This is a genomic window from Mesorhizobium sp. RSR565B (genome assembly GCF_054719465.1).
The window spans coordinates 4,815,124-4,831,781 of the sequence record NZ_JBTTIE010000001.1; the positions used below are offsets into that span (position 1 = coordinate 4,815,124).

The window sequence follows — 16,658 nt, forward strand, 5'->3', positions numbered from 1 at the left end:
TGCAGATCATGAACATTGGAAACACGACGCCGGCGGTGAGACACACGCAGGCGTCGGGAACGCTGTCGCCAGAATCCAGGCGCATCATGGATGACGTCGACGCAGCCCGGAATACCGCAAAGTCGGCGCTGACCAATGACCGCTTTCGTGTCATGCTGGAGCAGATCGGCAATCCGCAGTCGTCGGGTGACCTGGTGACGGTGAATGAAAGCGCCGACAGCACCGCCCTGGATTTCAAGACGGCGCTATCGCGTTACGCTGAAAACAGCGAATAAGTTCGATATCAGGCCCGGGTGCGGCGGCGTTCGCGGCGGGCTTCGCTGGTCTCGGCGGTGTTTTCCGTCGCCACCTTGTTGCGCATCGGACCGATGCGCTCGACGATCGCCGCGACGGTCGGGCGTTCGGATTTGGTGTGCGCGTCGAGCGCCTTGCGCATGGCGGCAAGGTGCTGGAACGACGTGCCGCAGCAGCCGCCGATGATCTTCGCGCCGCCATCCACCGCCAGCCGGACATAGTCGGCCATCAGCTCCGGCGTGCCGGAATAATGGATCTCGGTGCCACGAAATTCGGGAATGCCGCAATTGCCCTTGACGATCACCGTCGCTTCCGGCTTCGCCTCGGTCATGTCGAGCAGCGAGGCCAGGATGTCGGAGGCGCCGACACCGCAATTGGCGCCGACACCGAGCGGTGTCTCTGAAAGTCCGTCGACGACGCCGTGGATATCCCTGGGCAGCAGGCCCATCATGGTGCGGCCGGCAGTGTCGAACGAACCGGTATAGGTGTAGGGCAGGCCGACGCGGATGGCGGCCTCCGCCGCGGCGCGGATTTCGTCCGGCGCAGACATGGTCTCGATCCAGGCGACTTCGGCGCCGCCTTCCTTGAGACCCTCGATCTGCTCGGCAAAAGCCTCGACTGCTTCGTCATAGGTCATGGCGCCGAGCGGCACCAGCAACTCGCCGGTCGGACCGACCGAGCCGGCGACGATGACTTTCCTGTCGGCCTTGTCGGCGACCGCGCGGGCAATCTCGGCGGCGCGCTTGTTCAGCGCATGCACGCGGTCCTGCGCATGGTGCAGCTTCAGCCGGTGGCGCGTGCCGCCGAACGAGTTGGTGAGAATGATATCGGCGCCGGCGTCGACGAAATTCTGGTGCAGGCTGGTGATGGTGTCGGGCGCTGTCTCGTTCAGCAACTCGGGCGCTTCGCCGGCCTCTAGACCCATGGCGAACAGATTGGTGCCGGTGGCGCCATCGGCGAGCAGCACGCCCTTTTCGGCCAGCAGAGCATCGATGGGATTGTTCTCGGTCATCGGATCGACTTTCAGATATTTGAATGGAATAAGGATATAAAGAAGTGTTTATGTCCAGTCAATGTGTTTGCAACCTGCAATGCCGCGCGGCGCACCTTTCCGGGGCGTTGGCGGTCAGGCAGAACCCGATGGAAATGACGCGCCGGCCAGATTGCGCGCGTAGGCGGCGGCCTCATGCGGGTTGATGTCGGCGGCCCGGATCAGATTGTCGAAATGCTGGGTCAGCGCCTGTACCGGCTGGGTGGCATTCAGCACGACATACATGTCGCCGACATAGATGGCGGCGCGGTAGGGACCGAAGATTGTCAGCGGGATCGAATAGCGCATGCGGCCGTCATAGAGGAACAGGCGGAAGGTGGGGTAGAGATCGTCAAGCAGCGTCGCCATATGGGCAAGCTGCTGCCGGCGGTCAGCCTCGGGAAAGCGGTCCCAGACGCCCAGGCCGCGGGCAAAGATCTCAAGCGTATGGCGCGGCATGCAGACCTCCATGTCGGTCTCAGGGCGCCGGTTGTACTCGATGCGGTACTGCGTCTCGCTGGCCTGCGCCAGACGGCTGCGGTTGGTGATGTTGGCTTCGTAGTCGACCAGCTGGCGTGTGCGCAGGAGATCGGGAATGCCGGCCGGCACATAGCGGATCTTGGTGCCTGCGGCTTCCGCGAACCATTTGGCGAGCAGCGTGCGGTCGAAGCCGTCGGGCGCCTCTTCGATCTCCAGGCTTTCGCGGATTTCGCCGGTGACGCCTTCGTCCTGGGAGAGGCCGAGCAGCCAGTCCAGCGAGATCTTGAATTCGGCGGCGATGTTGAGCAGCGTTTCGGCGCGTGGCAGGCGCGTCGAGGCGCCGGACATCAGTTGCGACAGCGCCGACCGGTCGATGCCGACTGCTGACGCGAAAGCTGACTGGTTGAGATCGGACCGTGTCAGGAGCAGCTTCAGGCGCTCCCGGAAGATTGCCGAAAGGTCCCGTTTGTCCACTGTTCGTTCTCCGCACTCTTTTAGGAAAAATTTGCGCCCGAGCCGTCGATTCAGCACTTCCAGCGTAAATGAATCCGTAGGGTTGTTTACAATGTATAACATCTGCGGTCGAAAATGCGCAATCGCAACATTTTGTACACTTTGTCTCGTTGAGCGGAATCGCTTCTCCTGACACTATGCTGTCAGGAACCAATTCCGGCGACTGAGGGACAGTGGTCGATAGCATGACAGGCAAGCGCATCAAGCGACGCGACGCAGCCGCCATCGAGTGGCCGACCGTGGTGCTCGCTTTCTTCTGTTACGGAATGTGGCTCGCTGCCGGGCTCCTGCTCTGGCCCTCTTATCCGATCCCGGCACTTCTTCTCCTCGGCTTCATCCTGGCCTTGCAGTCGTCGATCATGCACGAAGTGCTGCATGGCCATCCGACGCGCAGCGCGCTCATCAACGAAGCCTTCGTCTTCCTGCCGATCGGCCTGGTCTGGCCGTACCGTCGCTTCAAGACGCTTCATTTGCGCCACCACGCCGACGAGCGCCTGACCGATCCCCTCGACGATCCCGAGAGCTATTACCAGGCGTTGTGGATGCATGACGATCTGCCGCCGACGATGAAATTCCTGCTCAAGATCAACAACACCATGGCCGGCCGTTTCTTCCTCGGCCCCTGGCTGTCCTGCATCGGTTTCTTCGTCGACGACGCCAGGCATGTGATTGCCGGCGATAAGGTGATCGGCAAGGCATGGCTGCTGCATGCGATCGGCCTCGCCATCGTGGTGCCGATCGTGCAGTTCGGCTTCGGCATTCCGGTATGGCTCTACATTCTGGTGCCGGTCTGGCTCGGCCAGTCGCTGATCGCGGTCCGGACTTTCGCCGAACATCAGTGGTCCGAGCACCCTGAAGGACGCACGGTGATCATCGAGCGCTCGCCGCTGTCGTTCCTGTTCCTCAACAACAATCTGCACTTCGTTCACCACAAGACCCCGACCGTTGCCTGGTACAGGCTGCCAAAACTGTTTGCCGACCGCCGCGACGAGTGGCTGCGGATGAACAATGGCTACGCCTATCCGAACTATTTCGCACTGATCAAAGCCTACGCCTTCAAGGCCAAGGAGCCGATCGTGCACCCGGTGCTGCGCCGCCAGGCCGAGCCGGGCAGGGCGTTCAAGCCGCGCATCAGGGCGCGCAGCATCAGCGGGCTTGGCAGCGCGCCGGTTCCGGCCGAGCCGCCGAAGGAGTAATCCCCGGACTTCCCGAACCCGTGTCGGCCAATTCTGATTGGACGCCGCGTTTTTGCGATCCTTTCCCGAGCCATGATGATTGAGTGTCGGCATGAGTGATTTGGTTGCGGCATTGCCGATGTATGACTGGCCCGAAGTGCGCGGCGAGGTCGACGCGCAATGGGCAGCGTTGCGCGATGCTTTTCGGCACAAGGGCGTCGATGGGCCGCAGACAATCGTGCGCCGCAATGGCGACCTGCCGCCGGTGCCGGGCGGTATCCACGACGCCGAGGGCAGACTGATCGCGCCCGATCCGGCGACACTGCCGCCGGACGAACTCGACCATCACCAGCTTTGGCTGCATCCGGCGCTGCTGTTCGCGCAGACCTGCTGGGGGCCGATGGAACTCGGCCTGAGCAAGCATGTGCAGGTGGTCGGCCAGCCGAGCTACGACGCTTACGAGGGCGGCGAAGGCGAACTCTATTCGAGCGCGCTGGTGATGCGGACGGGCGAGGGACCGGAGGCTCGCTCGCCCGCGGATGGCAAAGCCTCGCTGCCGCTCGATCTGATGCGCGGCAAGCGTTTTACCTACAACAGCCTCGATTCGATGTCGGGCATCATTGCACTGGCGCGCGATTTGCAGGCCGCCGGCGAAAGCCTGGATATCTTTTCCTCGCGCAGCGAAAGCGGTGGCCATCGCGGCTCGATCGTCGCGGTCGCCGAGGGCAAGGCGGATATAGCTGCCATCGACTGTGAGAGCTGGGCGCTGGCGCAGCGTTTCGAACCTGCGGCAAACGCCGTGAAGGTCGTCGGCTGGACGGCAAGGCGCAAAGGCCTGCCCTACATCACCGCCAGGACGACGCCGGAAAAGACGCTCAAGGCTCTGCGCGAGGCGCTTGCCGGATCAGCCGAGCAGCCTCGCATCCAACGGGTAGGTTGAAAGCTGCTCGTTACCGGTCTCGGTGATCAGGATCTGTTCCTCGATCTTGACTCCCTCATGGCCGCCGAGACGGCCGATATAGCTTTCCACGCACAGCACCATTCCCGGCTCCAGCACGCCATCGGGCGTGTCCGGCGTCCAGTCGCTGGCATGTGGCAGGGTTGGATACTCGTCGGCGAGGCCGACGCCGTGATAGAGCACGCCGTAGCGCGCCGGGAAGCAATCTCCCGGCGGCACCACGGAGCGTTCGACCAGGTCGCGAAAGGACATGCCGGGCTGCATCAATTGCGTGTTGTGGGCGATCTGGTCGGCGGCGATGCGGAACAGGTCGCGCTGCTCGTTCGATGGCCTCGCATCGCCGCAAAGCCAGGTGCGCGAGAGATCGGCGCAGAAGCCGTAGGGACCGATCAGGTCGGTGTCGAAGGCGACGAGGTCGCCTTCCTCGATCACCCGCGACGAGCATTCCTGGAACCACGGATTGGTGCGCGGCCCCGAGGCAAGCAGCCGGGTTTCGATCCATTCGCCGCCGCGCGCAATGTTGCCGCGGTGGAGTTCGGCCCACAATTCGTTTTCGGAAATGCCCGGCGTCAGCGCCTTCTCCATTTCACCCATCGCCGCTTCGCAAGCGACGATTGCGCGGCGCATGGCGAGGATCTCGTCCGGCGATTTGATCAGCCGCGCATTTTCCATCACCGCTTCGCCATTGCCAATCGAGATGCCGAGCCGGGCGAGTTCCTCGACGCCTTCCGGGTTGATGTGGTCGACCGCAATGCGGCTGTTGCCGCCGCCATGCTCCTTGACCAGATCGGCGATGCCGGCCGCCCAGCGGCGGACTTTGTGCTCGGTCAGCTCACCGCCATAGAGGTACATCCACGACACTGCCGGCCGCACCTCGTCAACGACGCCGGAATGGTCGGACAGATGCTCGCAGGAGAAATAGTCGAACAGCACCACGGGTCCCTCAGTGGCGATGAAGCAGTGGCGGGTCGGATTGTGCGCGACCCACAGCTGCATGTTGGTCGAATCGGTGGCGTAGCGGATGTTGACGGGGTCGTAGAGCAGCGCGCCGGCGTAGTTTCGGCGCCTCAGTTCGGCTCGGATGCGCTCGAGCCGGTATTGGCGCATAGCGGCAAGATCGGGCGCGGCGATGCCTGCCGCTTGCCATTCGGTTTCAGCCAGCGCGCCATAGCCCAGCACATGCTGGTTCAGCGACGCCGCTTTCTGGCGCGAGGCGTCGCGCAAGGCTTCGACGGAGCCCGGCTCGAACGGCATGATCTTGCGGTGACGGCCGAACCCTTGTTTCTCCACCCGACGCCTCCCTGCCGACTTACTGTGGCGCTGCGCCCGCGGCCGCTTTCTTCAGCCGCGTGACCGTCAGCGTGCGGGTGGGCGGCTCGCTGTCGAACAGCATCGGGACGACCAACTGCTGCGGCGAGCCGTCAGCGACATAGCCGGCCTCGCTCAAGGCCCGCAGGATGCCCTCAGGAGGTTCCTTGTCATTGGCCATCACGAGCACCGCCGGCTCGATCAGCAAATGGCCGAAGTCCGGCATCTCGTCGTCGAGCACGACCAGATCGGGATCGACAAGACGCAGATTTCCCACCCAGTGCCAGCTCGATATCGCCGTGCGAACCGGACCGTTTGCCGTCAGCTGGCCATAGAGCGACTGGTAGTCGACACGCACGATGCTGCCGCGGCTGTCGCCGCCATTGAGGTGCGTGTACCAGGTCACCGGCAGCACGAGGATGGCAAGCGTTGCGCCGACAAAGACGACGACGTCCTGCACCTTCCTTCCCTTGTCGCCTCTGGCATCCATCCGCAAGGCCAGCGCGACCGGCAGCAACACAAGGATGGGAAGCATCCAGCGATCGCGAAATTGCGTCGTCCCGCTCGCCAGGACGAGCACGATGGTCATCGCCAGGGCAAAAGCGATGGTGCGCCACACCAGTTTCTCGGTCCATGGCGCCGGTTGCAGAGCCGGCGCCGGCTTTTTCCATGCGATGAGCAAAGCCGCGACGAATATGCCGGCCGGCAACACGGCGAAATACAGGATAGCCTTGCCCAGTCCGCGCATTCCGTAGAATGCGGTTTGTATGGCGCTTTCTCCTCTGCCCATGCCGAAGCCGCCGCTGTGCGACAGCAACTGGTCGGTGTAGGTCAGGTTCCAGTAGAGCGTCGGCAGGCAAAGCAGCACCGCCACGACAAGGCTGATCGAAAACCGGCGGTTGAGGATGACGCCGCGCGTTTCGCGCAGCGACAGGGTGGACAGGATCAGCGCGCCGAGAAAGATCGCGTTGTTGTATTTCGACAGGATGGCGGCGGCCATCGCCACGCCAAACAGCACATAGGTGGCCAGCGAACGCCGCTGCACCAGTTCAACGAGCGCAAGAAACAGCACCACTGAAAAACAGAAAGCGGCGATCGAGTGGGTGAGGGCGTGCTGCATCTCCCACACCATCTGCGGAAACAACAGCAGGCCGAACAATGCGGCGGCGCCAGCGCGGCTGGAATAGCCCAGGCGGCGGACAGCGATGAAAACCGACGCCAGCGCCGCTCCGATCAGCAGGTACTTCACGATCTTGAGCGCCAGGATGTTCGTTCCGACCACGGCGGCGACGAGGCGGGCAAGCCAGGTGTAGAGCGGCGGCTGCGAGCCGCCATAGCCAGCCCAGAGGTAGTGCATGTACATCAGCTGTTCGGAATCGTCGACGCCGACACCGGTTCCTACGACATGGGACAGCAGCGCCATCACCACGATCTGGACGACGCAATAGACCGCGACGCAGACCAGTGCGGCGTTGAAGGGACCGACCTTGCCTTCGCCGAGCCAGTCCGTCCATTTCTCTAGATACTGCAAGGGGATCGTCTTCTCATCGAGGGAAAATGCCTGCGGCCAACTGCCGAAGGCCCCTTACACGATCTCACGCTCCCTGTCGCCTTTTCAGGTCCGCATCTTCTCGCCGCTGGGGTCGAAGGGCGCCTCGACATTGATGCGCGCCGGACGCCGGTGGCCGAGGATCTCGATCTCGAACAGTCCGGCACTTTCGTCCTCGGCGAGTGCCGCCGGCACATAGCCCTGCGCCATCGACTTCTGTACATAGTGCGCATAACCGCCCGAGGTGACCCAGCCGACCACGCGCCAGTCGCCGTCGACGATGCCGCGCACGGCGGAAGCGCCTTTGGCAGCCTTCGAGCCACGCACTTCCTTGCCCGCCATGTCGAAGCGCGGCGCGCCATAACCATGCGGCTTTTCCACCGTGCCATAGTCCTTGCCGACCTTGGCCCAGATCGGCTCGTCGCCCATGACATCGGCGTCGGCCGCATCGATGATGAAGGAGACACGGCGCAGTTTCGGTCCTTCCGCCTGTTCCTTGGCGGCGGCCTCGCGGCCGATGAAGTCGTTCTTCTCCAGCTTGATGAAGCGGTCCATCCCGCCTTCGAACGGGCCGTAGATCGGCCGCAGCTCGCGGTACCAGGTCGGGAAGTTCTTCTCCAGGCGCATGGAGAGCAAAGCGCGCATGCCGAAATCGACGAGGCCGAACTCCTCGCCGGCGTCCTTGATCGCCTTGTAGACCAGGCGCTCATAGGCCGGCGCCATCCAGATTTCATAGCCGAGATCACCGGTATAGGTGATGCGGTTGACCATGCAGGGCGCGCCCCCGACCGCCATTTCGCGGAAATCCATGAAGCGAAACGCCTTGGTCGAGATGTCGACATCGACCAGCTTCTGCAAGAGATCGCGCGATTTCGGCCCGGCGATCGACAGGCCGACGAGCGTCTGATCGAAGCGGTGGATGCGCACCGAACCATCCTTCGGCAGGTGCTTTTCGAACCAGCGCATGTGGTACTTCTGCGCGGCGGACGAACCCCAGATCATAAATCTGTCTTCGCCTGCCTTGGCGATGGTGAAGTCGCCGATCAGCTTGCCGAACTCGTTGATCATCGGCGTCAGCACGATGCGGCCGATCTTCGGCATGCGGTTGGTCATCAGCCGGTTGAGGAAATCCTCAGCCGCAGGTCCCGACACTTCGTATTTGGCGAAGTTGGCGATTTCGGTGACGCCGACGCGTTCGCGCGTGGCGCGCACTTCCTCGCCGATAGGACCGAAATCGTTTGAGCGGTGGAAGGAGACGACGTCCTTCGGCTCCTTGCCCTTCGGCGCGAACCACAGCGGGGTCTCCAGGCCCCAGCTATCGCCCATTACGGCGTTGTTGGCGAGCATCGTGTCATAGAGCGGGGTGGTTTGTGCAGGGCGCGCAGCCGGCAGCTCTTCATTGGGGAAGCGGATGGAGAAGCGGCGCGAATAGTTTTCGCGCACCTTTGCGTTGGTGTAGCGCAGGCCGGCCCACTCGCCGAAGCGGGCGACATCCATGCCCCAGACGTCGAAGCCGGGATCGCCATGCACCATCCAGTTGGACAGCGCGAGGCCGACGCCGCCGCCCTGGCTGAAGCCGGCCATGACGGCGCAGGCGCACCAGAAATTGGTCAGGCCCTGCACCGGCCCGACCAGCGGATTTCCGTCGAGCGCGAAGGTGAAGGGGCCGTTGATGATCTGCTTGATGCCGGCTTTCTCGATGCCGGGGAAATGCTTGAAGCCGATCTCCAGCGACGGCGCGATGCGGTCGAGGTCGGGCGGCAGCAGTTCATGGCCGAAATCCCACGGCGTATTGACCGGCGACCAGGGTTTGCAGGCTTTTTCATAGGTGCCGAGCAGGATGCCGTTGCGCTCTTGGCGGGTGTAGATCTCGCCCTTGAAGTCGAGCACGCCGATCATCTCGCGGCCGGTCGATTTGTTGAATTCCTCGACCTCGGGCATCGGCTCGGTGAGCAGGTACATGTGCTCCATGGCCAGCACCGGCAGTTCGACGCCGACCATGCGGCCGATCTCGCGCGCCCACAGGCCGCCGCAGTTGACGACATGCTCGGCGTGGACGGTGCCCTGTTCGGTGACGACGTTCCAGGTGCCGTCAACTTCCTGCGTCAAGTCGACGACGCGGTTGCGCAGCACGATCTCGGCGCCCAGCTTCTTGGCCGCCTTGGAGTAGGCGATCGTCGTGCCGGAGGGATCGAGATGGCCTTCGACCGGATCCCACATGGCGCCGACGAAATTGGTCTCGTCCATCAGCGGGAACATCGCCTTGGCTTCGGAGGGCGTGATCAGCTCGGTGTCCATGCCGAGATAGCGGCCCTTGGCGTGGGCCAGGCGCAGAAAATCCATGCGCTCGGGCGTATCGGCCATCATCACGCCGCCGGTCAGATGCAGCGAGCAGGACTGGCCGGAGATTTCCTCGATCTCCTTGTAGAGCTGCACCGTATAGGCCTGCAGTTTGGCGACGTTGGGATCGCCGTTCAGCGTGTGGAAGCCGCCGGCTGCGTGCCAGGACGAGCCGGAGGTGAGCTCGGACCGCTCGATCAGCATGATGTCGGTCCAGCCGGCCTTGGCCAGGTGATAGAGCACCGAGCAGCCAACGACGCCGCCGCCAATGACAACCGCTTTTACATGAGATTTCATGAGAGATAGGTCCGTTTTTGCGTAAATTGAATCAGGTGTGTCGGTTGGCAGGATGCCGCCAGTTGCTTGCCGATCAAAAATCGGTCGGCGCGCCGCCTTCGGCCGTGCGCTTTTCGACGAAGTCGTTGAGCTCTTCGCGGATCGCCGGGTCCATATAGGGTTCCTCGTAGGATGCCAGCCGCTCCTTCCAGACCTTGTTGGCCTTTTCCAGCGCGGTCGGCGATCCGGCTTCGGCCCAGGTTTCGAAATTGCGCCAGTCGGAGAGGATGGGCGAGTAGAAGGCTGTCTTGTAGCGGTCCTGCGTGTGCTGGGTGCCGAAGAAATGGCCGCCGGGGCCGACCGACTGGATGGCGTCGAAGCCGAGCGCTTCGTCGGACAGGTCGAGCGGGGTGAGGAACTCGGCCACCATCTGCAACAGGTCGATGTCCAGGATGGTCTTCTCGTAGGAACAGCGCAGGCCGCCTTCGAGCCAGCCGGCGCCGTGCATCATCAGATTGCCGCCGCCCTGGATGGCGCCCCACAGCGAGAACACGCTTTCATAGGCTGCCTGCGCGTCGACCGTGTTGGCGGCGCAGGTATTGGAGGTGCGGTAGGGGATCTTGTAACGGCGGGCAAGCTGGCCGCCGACAAGCTGCGCCTTCATATATTCAGGCGTGCCGAAGGCCGGCGAGCCTGACTTCATGTCGACATTCGAGGTGAAGCCGCCATAGCCAACCGGCGCGCCCTTTCTCACCATCTGGGCAAAGGCGATGCCGGACAGCGCCTCGGCATTTTGCTGCACCAGCGCACCGGCGATGGTCACCGGCGCCATCGCGCCGGACAGGGTGAAGGGCGTGATGACGACGACCTGACCCTTGCTCGACATCTGGATGATGCCTTCCATCATCGGCACATCCAGTTTCAGCGGCGAGTTGGTGTTGATGATGGTGAAGACGGACGGCTCTTCGAGCATCTGCTCATGGCTGATGCCGCGGGCGATCCTGGCGATCTCGATGCCGTCGACATTGCGCTCCTTGCCGAGCGAATAGATGTGGAACACCTTGTCGGTCAGCGTGGCGAGGTCGCGGATGCATTCGAGGTGGCGCACGGAAGGATGGATGTCGGTCGGCTCGACCGGATAACCGCCGGTGCAGTTCAGGATGTTGTGCATCTGCGCCAGACGCAGGAAGTTGCGGTAGTCCTGCTGGTTGCCCGGACGGCGGCCGCGATCGAGGTCGGAGCAGTTCGGTGCCGACGCCATCATCGACAGGATCACATTGTTGCCGCCGAAGCGCACATTGTGCGCCGGGTTGCGGGCATGGAGCGTGAATTCCGGCGGGCAGTTGGAGATGAGATCGAGGATCATGTCGCTGTCGAAGCGCACGCGCTCGCTGCCCTCGCGGACATCGGCGCCGTTTTCCTTCATCATGCGGCGCGCTTCGTCATGCAGCACGTCGACGCCTATTTCCCTCAAGACGCGCAGCGAGGCGAGGTGGATCGATTCCAGCTCGTCGTCAGAGACCAGCTTGGTCGGCGTTAGCGGATTTCTCAGTTGCCGAAAAGCCGGCTGTTCGAAGGCGGCCGAGCCGCCGGCGCGCTTGCCCGCACGGCCACCGCGACGGGCCCGGTCGGTTGCCAAAGGCGGTTCGGCTGGATGCAGGGCGGCGGTCATGATGGTCCTCGTACGATGCTGGTAGCGGGCGGCATAATGGACCGGCGGCTGTCCGACCATTGCGGAGGCGGCGACCACTAGGACGAGGGAAGCGACATGCCCGAACGGCAGTCCGATAGTTGACAACCTTGCCGGGGATTAGCGGACAGGACGCGCCCACTGCGGCTCTTGGCGCAAGGGGATTTCAGGCGCGGCCCTTCCTTTCCCTAAATCGAACCGCTAGCTCAGTGGTTTGCCGCTGGATGGGCCGGCAATTCATGTGGAAGGCATCATGGCTGCGACCGGTTCGAGCGATGGCGAAGCGGGGACGCAATGGGCGGCGCTTGCCGGCGTAACTGCCGCCCTCGCGATGTTCGGTGCGGCGCAAGGGCTGAGCTCGCCGCTGTTTACGCTGCTGATGCAGAAGCAAGGCATGTCGCCGGCGCTGATCGGCTTGTCGGCAGCGATGATGCCGCTTGGCCTGATCCTTTCGGCCTCGTTCGTGCCGGCAGCCATTCGGCTGGTCGGCGCGCGCAACCTGGCTGTGGGTTGCTCATTGATTGGGGCGCTGTGCTTCCTCGGCATCGGCTACCTGCAGGACTGGGTGGGCTGGTTCGTCATCCGCTTCATCATCGGTATCGTCATCAACCCGCTCTATATACTGGGCGAAGTATGGGCGCTGTCGCTGGCGCCGCCGTCGCGCCGCGGCAGGGTGATGGGGGCATTCAACACCGTGCTGGGCGCTGGCTATGCTGCGGGGCCTTTGGTCCTGACCGCGGTAGGGATATCGGGCTGGGTTCCTTTCCTGGTCGGCATGGCCGGCTTCATCCTGTGCGCCGCGATCCTTCGTGCTGTTTCCTCAAGCCTCGCCGGCTTCGAGGATGACGGCCAATTGCCCGGCGGCTTTTTCGGTTTCGCCAGGCTGGCGCCGGCGCTGTTGTTTGCCGTGCTGGTTTCGGCGGCGGTCCAGCAGGGCACCTACGCATTGATGCCGGTCTTCGGTGCTGCCTATGGCCTGCCCGAAAGGACGCTGGCGGCCCTGGTGATGGCACTGTCGCTGGGAAACATCTTCCTGCAAATCCCGCTCGGCCTGCTTGCCGAGCGTTTCGGCGGGCGGGCGATGATCATCTTCTGTGCGTTGGCGACAACGGCCTGCGCGGTTTTGCTGCCGTTGTTGATCACGACGCCGGCGATCTGGCTCGTCCTTCTCGTCATGGGAGCGGTCGGCTATGGCGTCTACACCATGGCGCTGGTGGAGCTCGGCAGCCGCTTCAAGGGAACCGTGCTGGTCGCCGGTAACGCCGCCTTTGCCTTGATGTGGGGCGCCGGCGGCATTGTCGGCCCGCCCGGCGCCGGTGCGCTGATGCAGGTCATCGGTCCGCTCGGCCTGCCGGTGGTGATCGCCGGACTCGACGCGCTGCTGGTGAGCTTCGCGCTTTACCGATCGTTCAAGCGCCAAACTCCTGACAGGCCCAAAAACTCCTGACAGGCCCAAACTCATGACAGGCCTTGTCTGGAGCAAACGGTTTTTACCGGGGCGGGGCTTACCCGCGTCGGACAGAAAAGCTAGTCCTGAGCCTGGTTTAGGTGCCAATGATGAACCTGGCGGAAGCTGACAACGAGAAGATGCAGTGGGCGGCGATCAGCGGCGTGATCGCGACCGTCTCGGTGTTCGCCATCGCGCAAGGCCTGTCCTATCCGCTGCTGAGCTTCATCCTGCAACGCCAAGGCGTTTCGCCGGCCATCATCGGGCTCTCGGCGGCAATGACGCCGATCGGCTTCATTGTCTCGTCGCCGCTGATCCCGGCACTGGCGCGCCGGTTCGGGGCAGGGCGCACCGCGCTTACCTGCGCGGCGCTTTCGGCTATTGTGCTTGCGCTGATCGGCTGGACCCAGAATGTCTATCTGTGGTTTCCGCTGCGCTTCTTGATCGGGGTGGTGACCAACCCGCTCTATGTCTTGAGCGAAATCTGGGTCATTGCACTGGCGCCGCCATCGCGCCGCGGTCGCGTCATGGGTGTCTATTCAACCATCATCTCGGCCGGCTTCGCTGCCGGGCCGCTCTGCCTGCTCGTTGTCGGCACCGTGGGATGGCCGCCATTCCTGGTGGGGATCGCCGCCTTCATCTTCTGCGGCGCCTGCCTGGCGCTGGTGCTGCCGCAACTGCCGAAGGTCGACGAAGCCGGGCGCAGGGTTTCGGTCATGGGCTTCATGCCACTGGCATGGCTATTGCTGTCGGCGGTGGTCGTTGCCGCCGGTTTCGAACAGGGCGTGCTGGCGCTGCTGCCGGTCTACGGCACGCACTATGGCATCGCGGAAGCGCGCATGTCGGCGCTGCTGTCGGTGATGATCGCAGGCAACATCGCCATGCAGGTGCCGCTCGGCTTGCTGGCGGAACGGCTGACGGCGCGTCTGGTGCGATTCATCTGCGTCGTGGTGACGGTGCTGGGCTGCGCCCTGTTGCCGCTGCTCATCGAGACGCCGCTGATCTGGCCTTGCGTCTTTATCTGGGGCGCGGTCTCCTATGGCATCTACACCATGTCGATCATCGAGCTCGGCGAGCGCTTTACCGGCTCGGCGCTGGTCGCCGGCAATGCCGCCTTCTCCCTGATGTGGGGCATCGGCGGCATCGTGGTGCCGCCGCTGGCGGGTGGCGTCATGGATGTGATCGGCGCCTCCGGTCTGCCGATCACGCTGGGCGCGATTTGTCTGGCACTGGCTGTGGCCACGGTCCTGCGCCGGCGGATGGTTTGAGGCCGCATTCCCCCGATGACCTGACGTACCATCTTGAATAAAACCGCTTGCAACGCGATGTAGGCAGGGCTGCCCGCCACTAGCCTGGAGACCATGCGTGACCCAATCGACGACAAAACGCCAGACGGATGCCACCGCGGAGGACAAGTTCCTCTGGCTGGAGGACCGGACCAGCAAGGAATCGCTCGACTGGGTGCATCGCCAGAACCAGATCACCGTGGCCGAACTACAGGGCGATCCGTCCTACCAGGCGGCCTTCGAGACGGCGCTCGACCTGATGACGGCCGAGGACAACATTGCGGTCGGTGCCGCGCTCAACGGCCAAGTCTATAATTTCTGGCAGGACAAGACCAATGTGCTCGGCCTCTGGCGCCGCACGACGGTTGCTTCCTACAAGACCGAGAAGCCTGTGTGGGAGACGATCATCGACTTCGACGTGCTGTCGGCCAAGGAGGGGGTGAAGTGGGTGTTCAGCGGCGCCAGCCGCCTTTACCCCGATTTCAACCTTTGCCTGGTGGCGATGTCGCCGGATGGCGGCGATGCGAGCGAGATGCGCGAATTCGACATCGAGACCAAATCATTCATCGAGGGCGGCTTCCGCGCTCCCGCCTCGAAATCCGGCTTTTCCTGGCTGGACAGGGACACGGTCATTGTCTCGGCTGCCTTCGATGAAGACGACAAGACCCAGTCCGGTTATCCGCGCGTCGTCAAGCTGTGGAAGCGCGGCACCCGGTTGGAGGAGGCGACGCCGATCTTCGAGGCCGAGAAGCAGGATCTCGCGGCCGGCGCGGGGGTCGAGCATGATGGCGACAGGCAGTATTTGTTTCTGGCCCGCACGATCGCCTTCTTCTCCTCGCACAGTTTTCTGCGCCTGCCGTCGGGCGAAAACCGGCGCATCCCGCTGCCGGACGATGTCACCGACACCGCGCTGTTCAAGGGCCGGTTCGTGTTCGGGGTGCGCAGCCCATGGACGGCGCCGGGCGGCACTGAGTGCTTGCCGGACGGCCTCTATTCCTTCGATTTCGAACACTGGATGGACACCGGCGACCTGGGCCCTGTTGAAACCATGCTCGCGCCAGCGCACCGTGTTTCGGTCGCCGGCATTGCCCGCACTCAGGACCGGCTGTTCATCAATCTGATGGACAATGTGCGCGGCAAGGTCGTTGTCGCCGAGCGCAGCGGCGACCGCTGGTCGCTGAAGCCGGTGGCGCTGCCCGAGAACGGCAATGTCGGCATCGCGCATGCCGAGCATTTCGGTTCCAGCGTCTCCTTCTCCTTCACCGATTTCCTGACGCCGAGTTCGATCATCTGGTCGGACGATGACGGGGTGACGCTGGCCACCGTGAAATCGCAGCCGGCGCGGTTCGACGCCGCGCCGCTGGTCTCGGAACAGTTCGAGGCGCGCTCGAAGGACGGCACCATGATCCCGTATTTCGTCGTCAGGCGGCGCGACCAGAAGGGTCCGGTACCGACGCTTCTCTATGGTTATGGCGGCTTCGAAATACCGCTGCTGCCCGGCTATGCCGGCGTGCGCGGCAGGCTGTGGCTGGAGAAGGGCAATGCCTATGTGCAGGCCTGCATTCGCGGCGGCGGCGAGTTTGGGCCGGCCTGGCATCAGGCGGCGCTGAAGGGCAATCGCCAGACTGCCTTCGACGATTTCGCCGCGGTGGCGCAGGACGTCGTCAGGCGCGGCATAGCCACGGCTGCTTCCCTCGGCATCCAGGGCGGCTCGAATGGCGGCCTGCTTACCGGCGTTTCCCTGACGCAGCATCCCGAACTGTTCGGCGCCGTCATCATCGAGGTGCCGCTGCTCGACATGCTGCGCTACACCGAACTGCCGCCAGGCGCCTCGTGGATCGGCGAATATGGCGATCCGGCAAAACCGGAAGAAGCCAAGTGGCTCGCCGCCTATTCGCCGTACCATCATGTCTCGGCCGATGCCGTCTATCCCCCGGTGCTGCTCACGACATCGACCGCCGACGACCGCGTCCATCCCGGCCACGCCCGCAAGATGGCGGCGAAGCTGCAGGAAGCAGGTCACGGCAAGACGTTGTTCTTCGAGGAGACGGAAGGCGGCCATGGCGGTCGCGGCGACCGCCGGCCGCAAGCGGCGCAAACCGCCATGAAATACGTGTTCCTGCAAAGGGTATTGAGCGGCACCGCTTGAATTCCGGGCCTCGGGCGGCATAGACTGCCGCCATGGTCTACATGAGCACATCCGGCGCCTTCGGGGTCGCGGTGACACCGTCGCCGCGCACGCTGCGCGCCGAACTGCTCAGGCTGTGCGCCCGCATCGGCTATTCGCCGCCCGCCGTCCTCTGACGAAGTCG

At 63.6% G+C, this 16,658-nt stretch carries 13 protein-coding genes; 7 read left to right on the forward strand and 6 right to left on the reverse strand.

Translation table 11 applies throughout. The features are described from left to right. The first annotated feature begins 8 nt into the window (after positions 1–8). Positions 9–275 (forward strand): hypothetical protein, encoded by a 267-nt coding sequence (locus tag ACYG9R_RS23090; protein WP_031199054.1) that lies wholly within the window; start codon positions 9–11, stop codon positions 273–275. Positions 276–283: 8 nt separating this feature from the next. On the opposite strand, the gene bmt is transcribed toward ACYG9R_RS23090, so the two are convergent. Further along, a complete protein-coding gene (gene bmt / locus ACYG9R_RS23095) occupies positions 284–1,306 on the reverse strand; it encodes a betaine--homocysteine S-methyltransferase (RefSeq protein ID WP_023823070.1) in 1,023 nt (340 codons plus the stop codon). 114 nt (positions 1,307–1,420) lie between these two features. Further along, entirely contained in the window at positions 1,421–2,278 is an 858-nt protein-coding gene (locus tag ACYG9R_RS23100) for a helix-turn-helix domain-containing protein (protein WP_023681768.1), read from the reverse strand. Positions 2,279–2,502: 224 nt separating this feature from the next. On the opposite strand from ACYG9R_RS23100, the gene ACYG9R_RS23105 reads away from it, so the two are divergent. Next, entirely contained in the window at positions 2,503–3,513 is a 1,011-nt protein-coding gene (locus ACYG9R_RS23105) for a fatty acid desaturase (RefSeq protein ID WP_031199052.1), read from the forward strand. A gap of 91 nt (positions 3,514–3,604) precedes the next feature. Then, positions 3,605–4,432, forward strand: coding sequence for a phosphate/phosphite/phosphonate ABC transporter substrate-binding protein (locus ACYG9R_RS23110; RefSeq protein WP_023823068.1), 828 nt, complete (start codon positions 3,605–3,607; stop codon positions 4,430–4,432). Here ACYG9R_RS23110 and ACYG9R_RS23115 read toward each other — a convergent pair. From ACYG9R_RS23115 to ACYG9R_RS23130, 4 genes are all read right to left on the reverse strand, one after another. Beyond that, positions 4,397–5,704, reverse strand: a complete 1,308-nt coding sequence (locus tag ACYG9R_RS23115) for a M24 family metallopeptidase (protein WP_023696460.1) — start codon at positions 5,702–5,704, stop codon at positions 4,397–4,399. The two genes, ACYG9R_RS23110 and ACYG9R_RS23115, sit on opposite strands and share 36 nt — an antisense overlap. Before the next feature lie 55 nt (positions 5,705–5,759). Further along, positions 5,760–7,289 (reverse strand): ArnT family glycosyltransferase, encoded by a 1,530-nt coding sequence (locus tag ACYG9R_RS23120; protein WP_023823067.1) that lies wholly within the window; start codon positions 7,287–7,289, stop codon positions 5,760–5,762. 84 nt (positions 7,290–7,373) lie between these two features. Next, entirely contained in the window at positions 7,374–9,944 is a 2,571-nt protein-coding gene (locus tag ACYG9R_RS23125) for a GcvT family protein (protein WP_023823066.1), read from the reverse strand. Positions 9,945–10,017: 73 nt separating this feature from the next. Continuing rightward, the gene (locus tag ACYG9R_RS23130) at positions 10,018–11,595 is read right to left on the reverse strand and encodes a trimethylamine methyltransferase family protein (RefSeq protein ID WP_023688131.1); all 1,578 of its coding nucleotides are present in this window, start codon (positions 11,593–11,595) and stop codon (positions 10,018–10,020) included. Positions 11,596–11,866: 271 nt separating this feature from the next. Between ACYG9R_RS23130 and ACYG9R_RS23135 the strand changes: the two genes are divergently transcribed. From ACYG9R_RS23135 to ACYG9R_RS23150, 4 genes are all read left to right on the forward strand, one after another. Beyond that, on the forward strand, positions 11,867–13,060 hold the full coding sequence (locus tag ACYG9R_RS23135; protein WP_023688132.1) for an MFS transporter: 1,194 nt from the start codon (positions 11,867–11,869) through the stop codon (positions 13,058–13,060). A gap of 110 nt (positions 13,061–13,170) precedes the next feature. Next, complete coding sequence (locus tag ACYG9R_RS23140) at positions 13,171–14,328, forward strand: MFS transporter (protein ID WP_023730703.1); 1,158 nt, start codon at positions 13,171–13,173, stop codon at positions 14,326–14,328. A 97-nt stretch (positions 14,329–14,425) separates the two neighbouring features. Continuing rightward, positions 14,426–16,495 carry a prolyl oligopeptidase family serine peptidase gene (locus tag ACYG9R_RS23145; protein WP_023823065.1) on the forward strand — a complete coding sequence of 690 codons (2,070 nt, stop codon included), beginning with the start codon at positions 14,426–14,428 and terminating at the stop codon, positions 16,493–16,495. Positions 16,496–16,527: 32 nt separating this feature from the next. Continuing rightward, complete coding sequence (locus ACYG9R_RS23150; RefSeq protein ID WP_023670422.1) at positions 16,528–16,650, forward strand: hypothetical protein; 123 nt, start codon at positions 16,528–16,530, stop codon at positions 16,648–16,650. Positions 16,651–16,658 lie beyond the last annotated feature (8 nt).

Bases quoted from the DNA above. Each gene is read 5' to 3' on its own strand.
- ACYG9R_RS23090 (WP_031199054.1), top strand. From the start codon at position 9: ATGAACATTGGAAACACGACGCCGGCGGTGAGACACACGCAGGCGTCG.
- bmt (WP_023823070.1), bottom strand. From the start codon at position 1,306: ATGACCGAGAACAATCCCATCGATGCTCTGCTGGCCGAAAAGGGCGTG.
- ACYG9R_RS23105 (WP_031199052.1), top strand. From the start codon at position 2,503: ATGACAGGCAAGCGCATCAAGCGACGCGACGCAGCCGCCATCGAGTGG.
- ACYG9R_RS23110 (WP_023823068.1), top strand. From the start codon at position 3,605: ATGAGTGATTTGGTTGCGGCATTGCCGATGTATGACTGGCCCGAAGTG.
- ACYG9R_RS23115 (WP_023696460.1), bottom strand. From the start codon at position 5,704: ATGCCGTTCGAGCCGGGCTCCGTCGAAGCCTTGCGCGACGCCTCGCGC.
- ACYG9R_RS23125 (WP_023823066.1), bottom strand. From the start codon at position 9,944: ATGAAATCTCATGTAAAAGCGGTTGTCATTGGCGGCGGCGTCGTTGGC.
- ACYG9R_RS23130 (WP_023688131.1), bottom strand. From the start codon at position 11,595: ATGACCGCCGCCCTGCATCCAGCCGAACCGCCTTTGGCAACCGACCGG.
- ACYG9R_RS23135 (WP_023688132.1), top strand. From the start codon at position 11,867: ATGGCTGCGACCGGTTCGAGCGATGGCGAAGCGGGGACGCAATGGGCG.
- ACYG9R_RS23140 (WP_023730703.1), top strand. From the start codon at position 13,171: ATGAACCTGGCGGAAGCTGACAACGAGAAGATGCAGTGGGCGGCGATC.
- ACYG9R_RS23150 (WP_023670422.1), top strand. From the start codon at position 16,528: ATGGTCTACATGAGCACATCCGGCGCCTTCGGGGTCGCGGTGACACCG.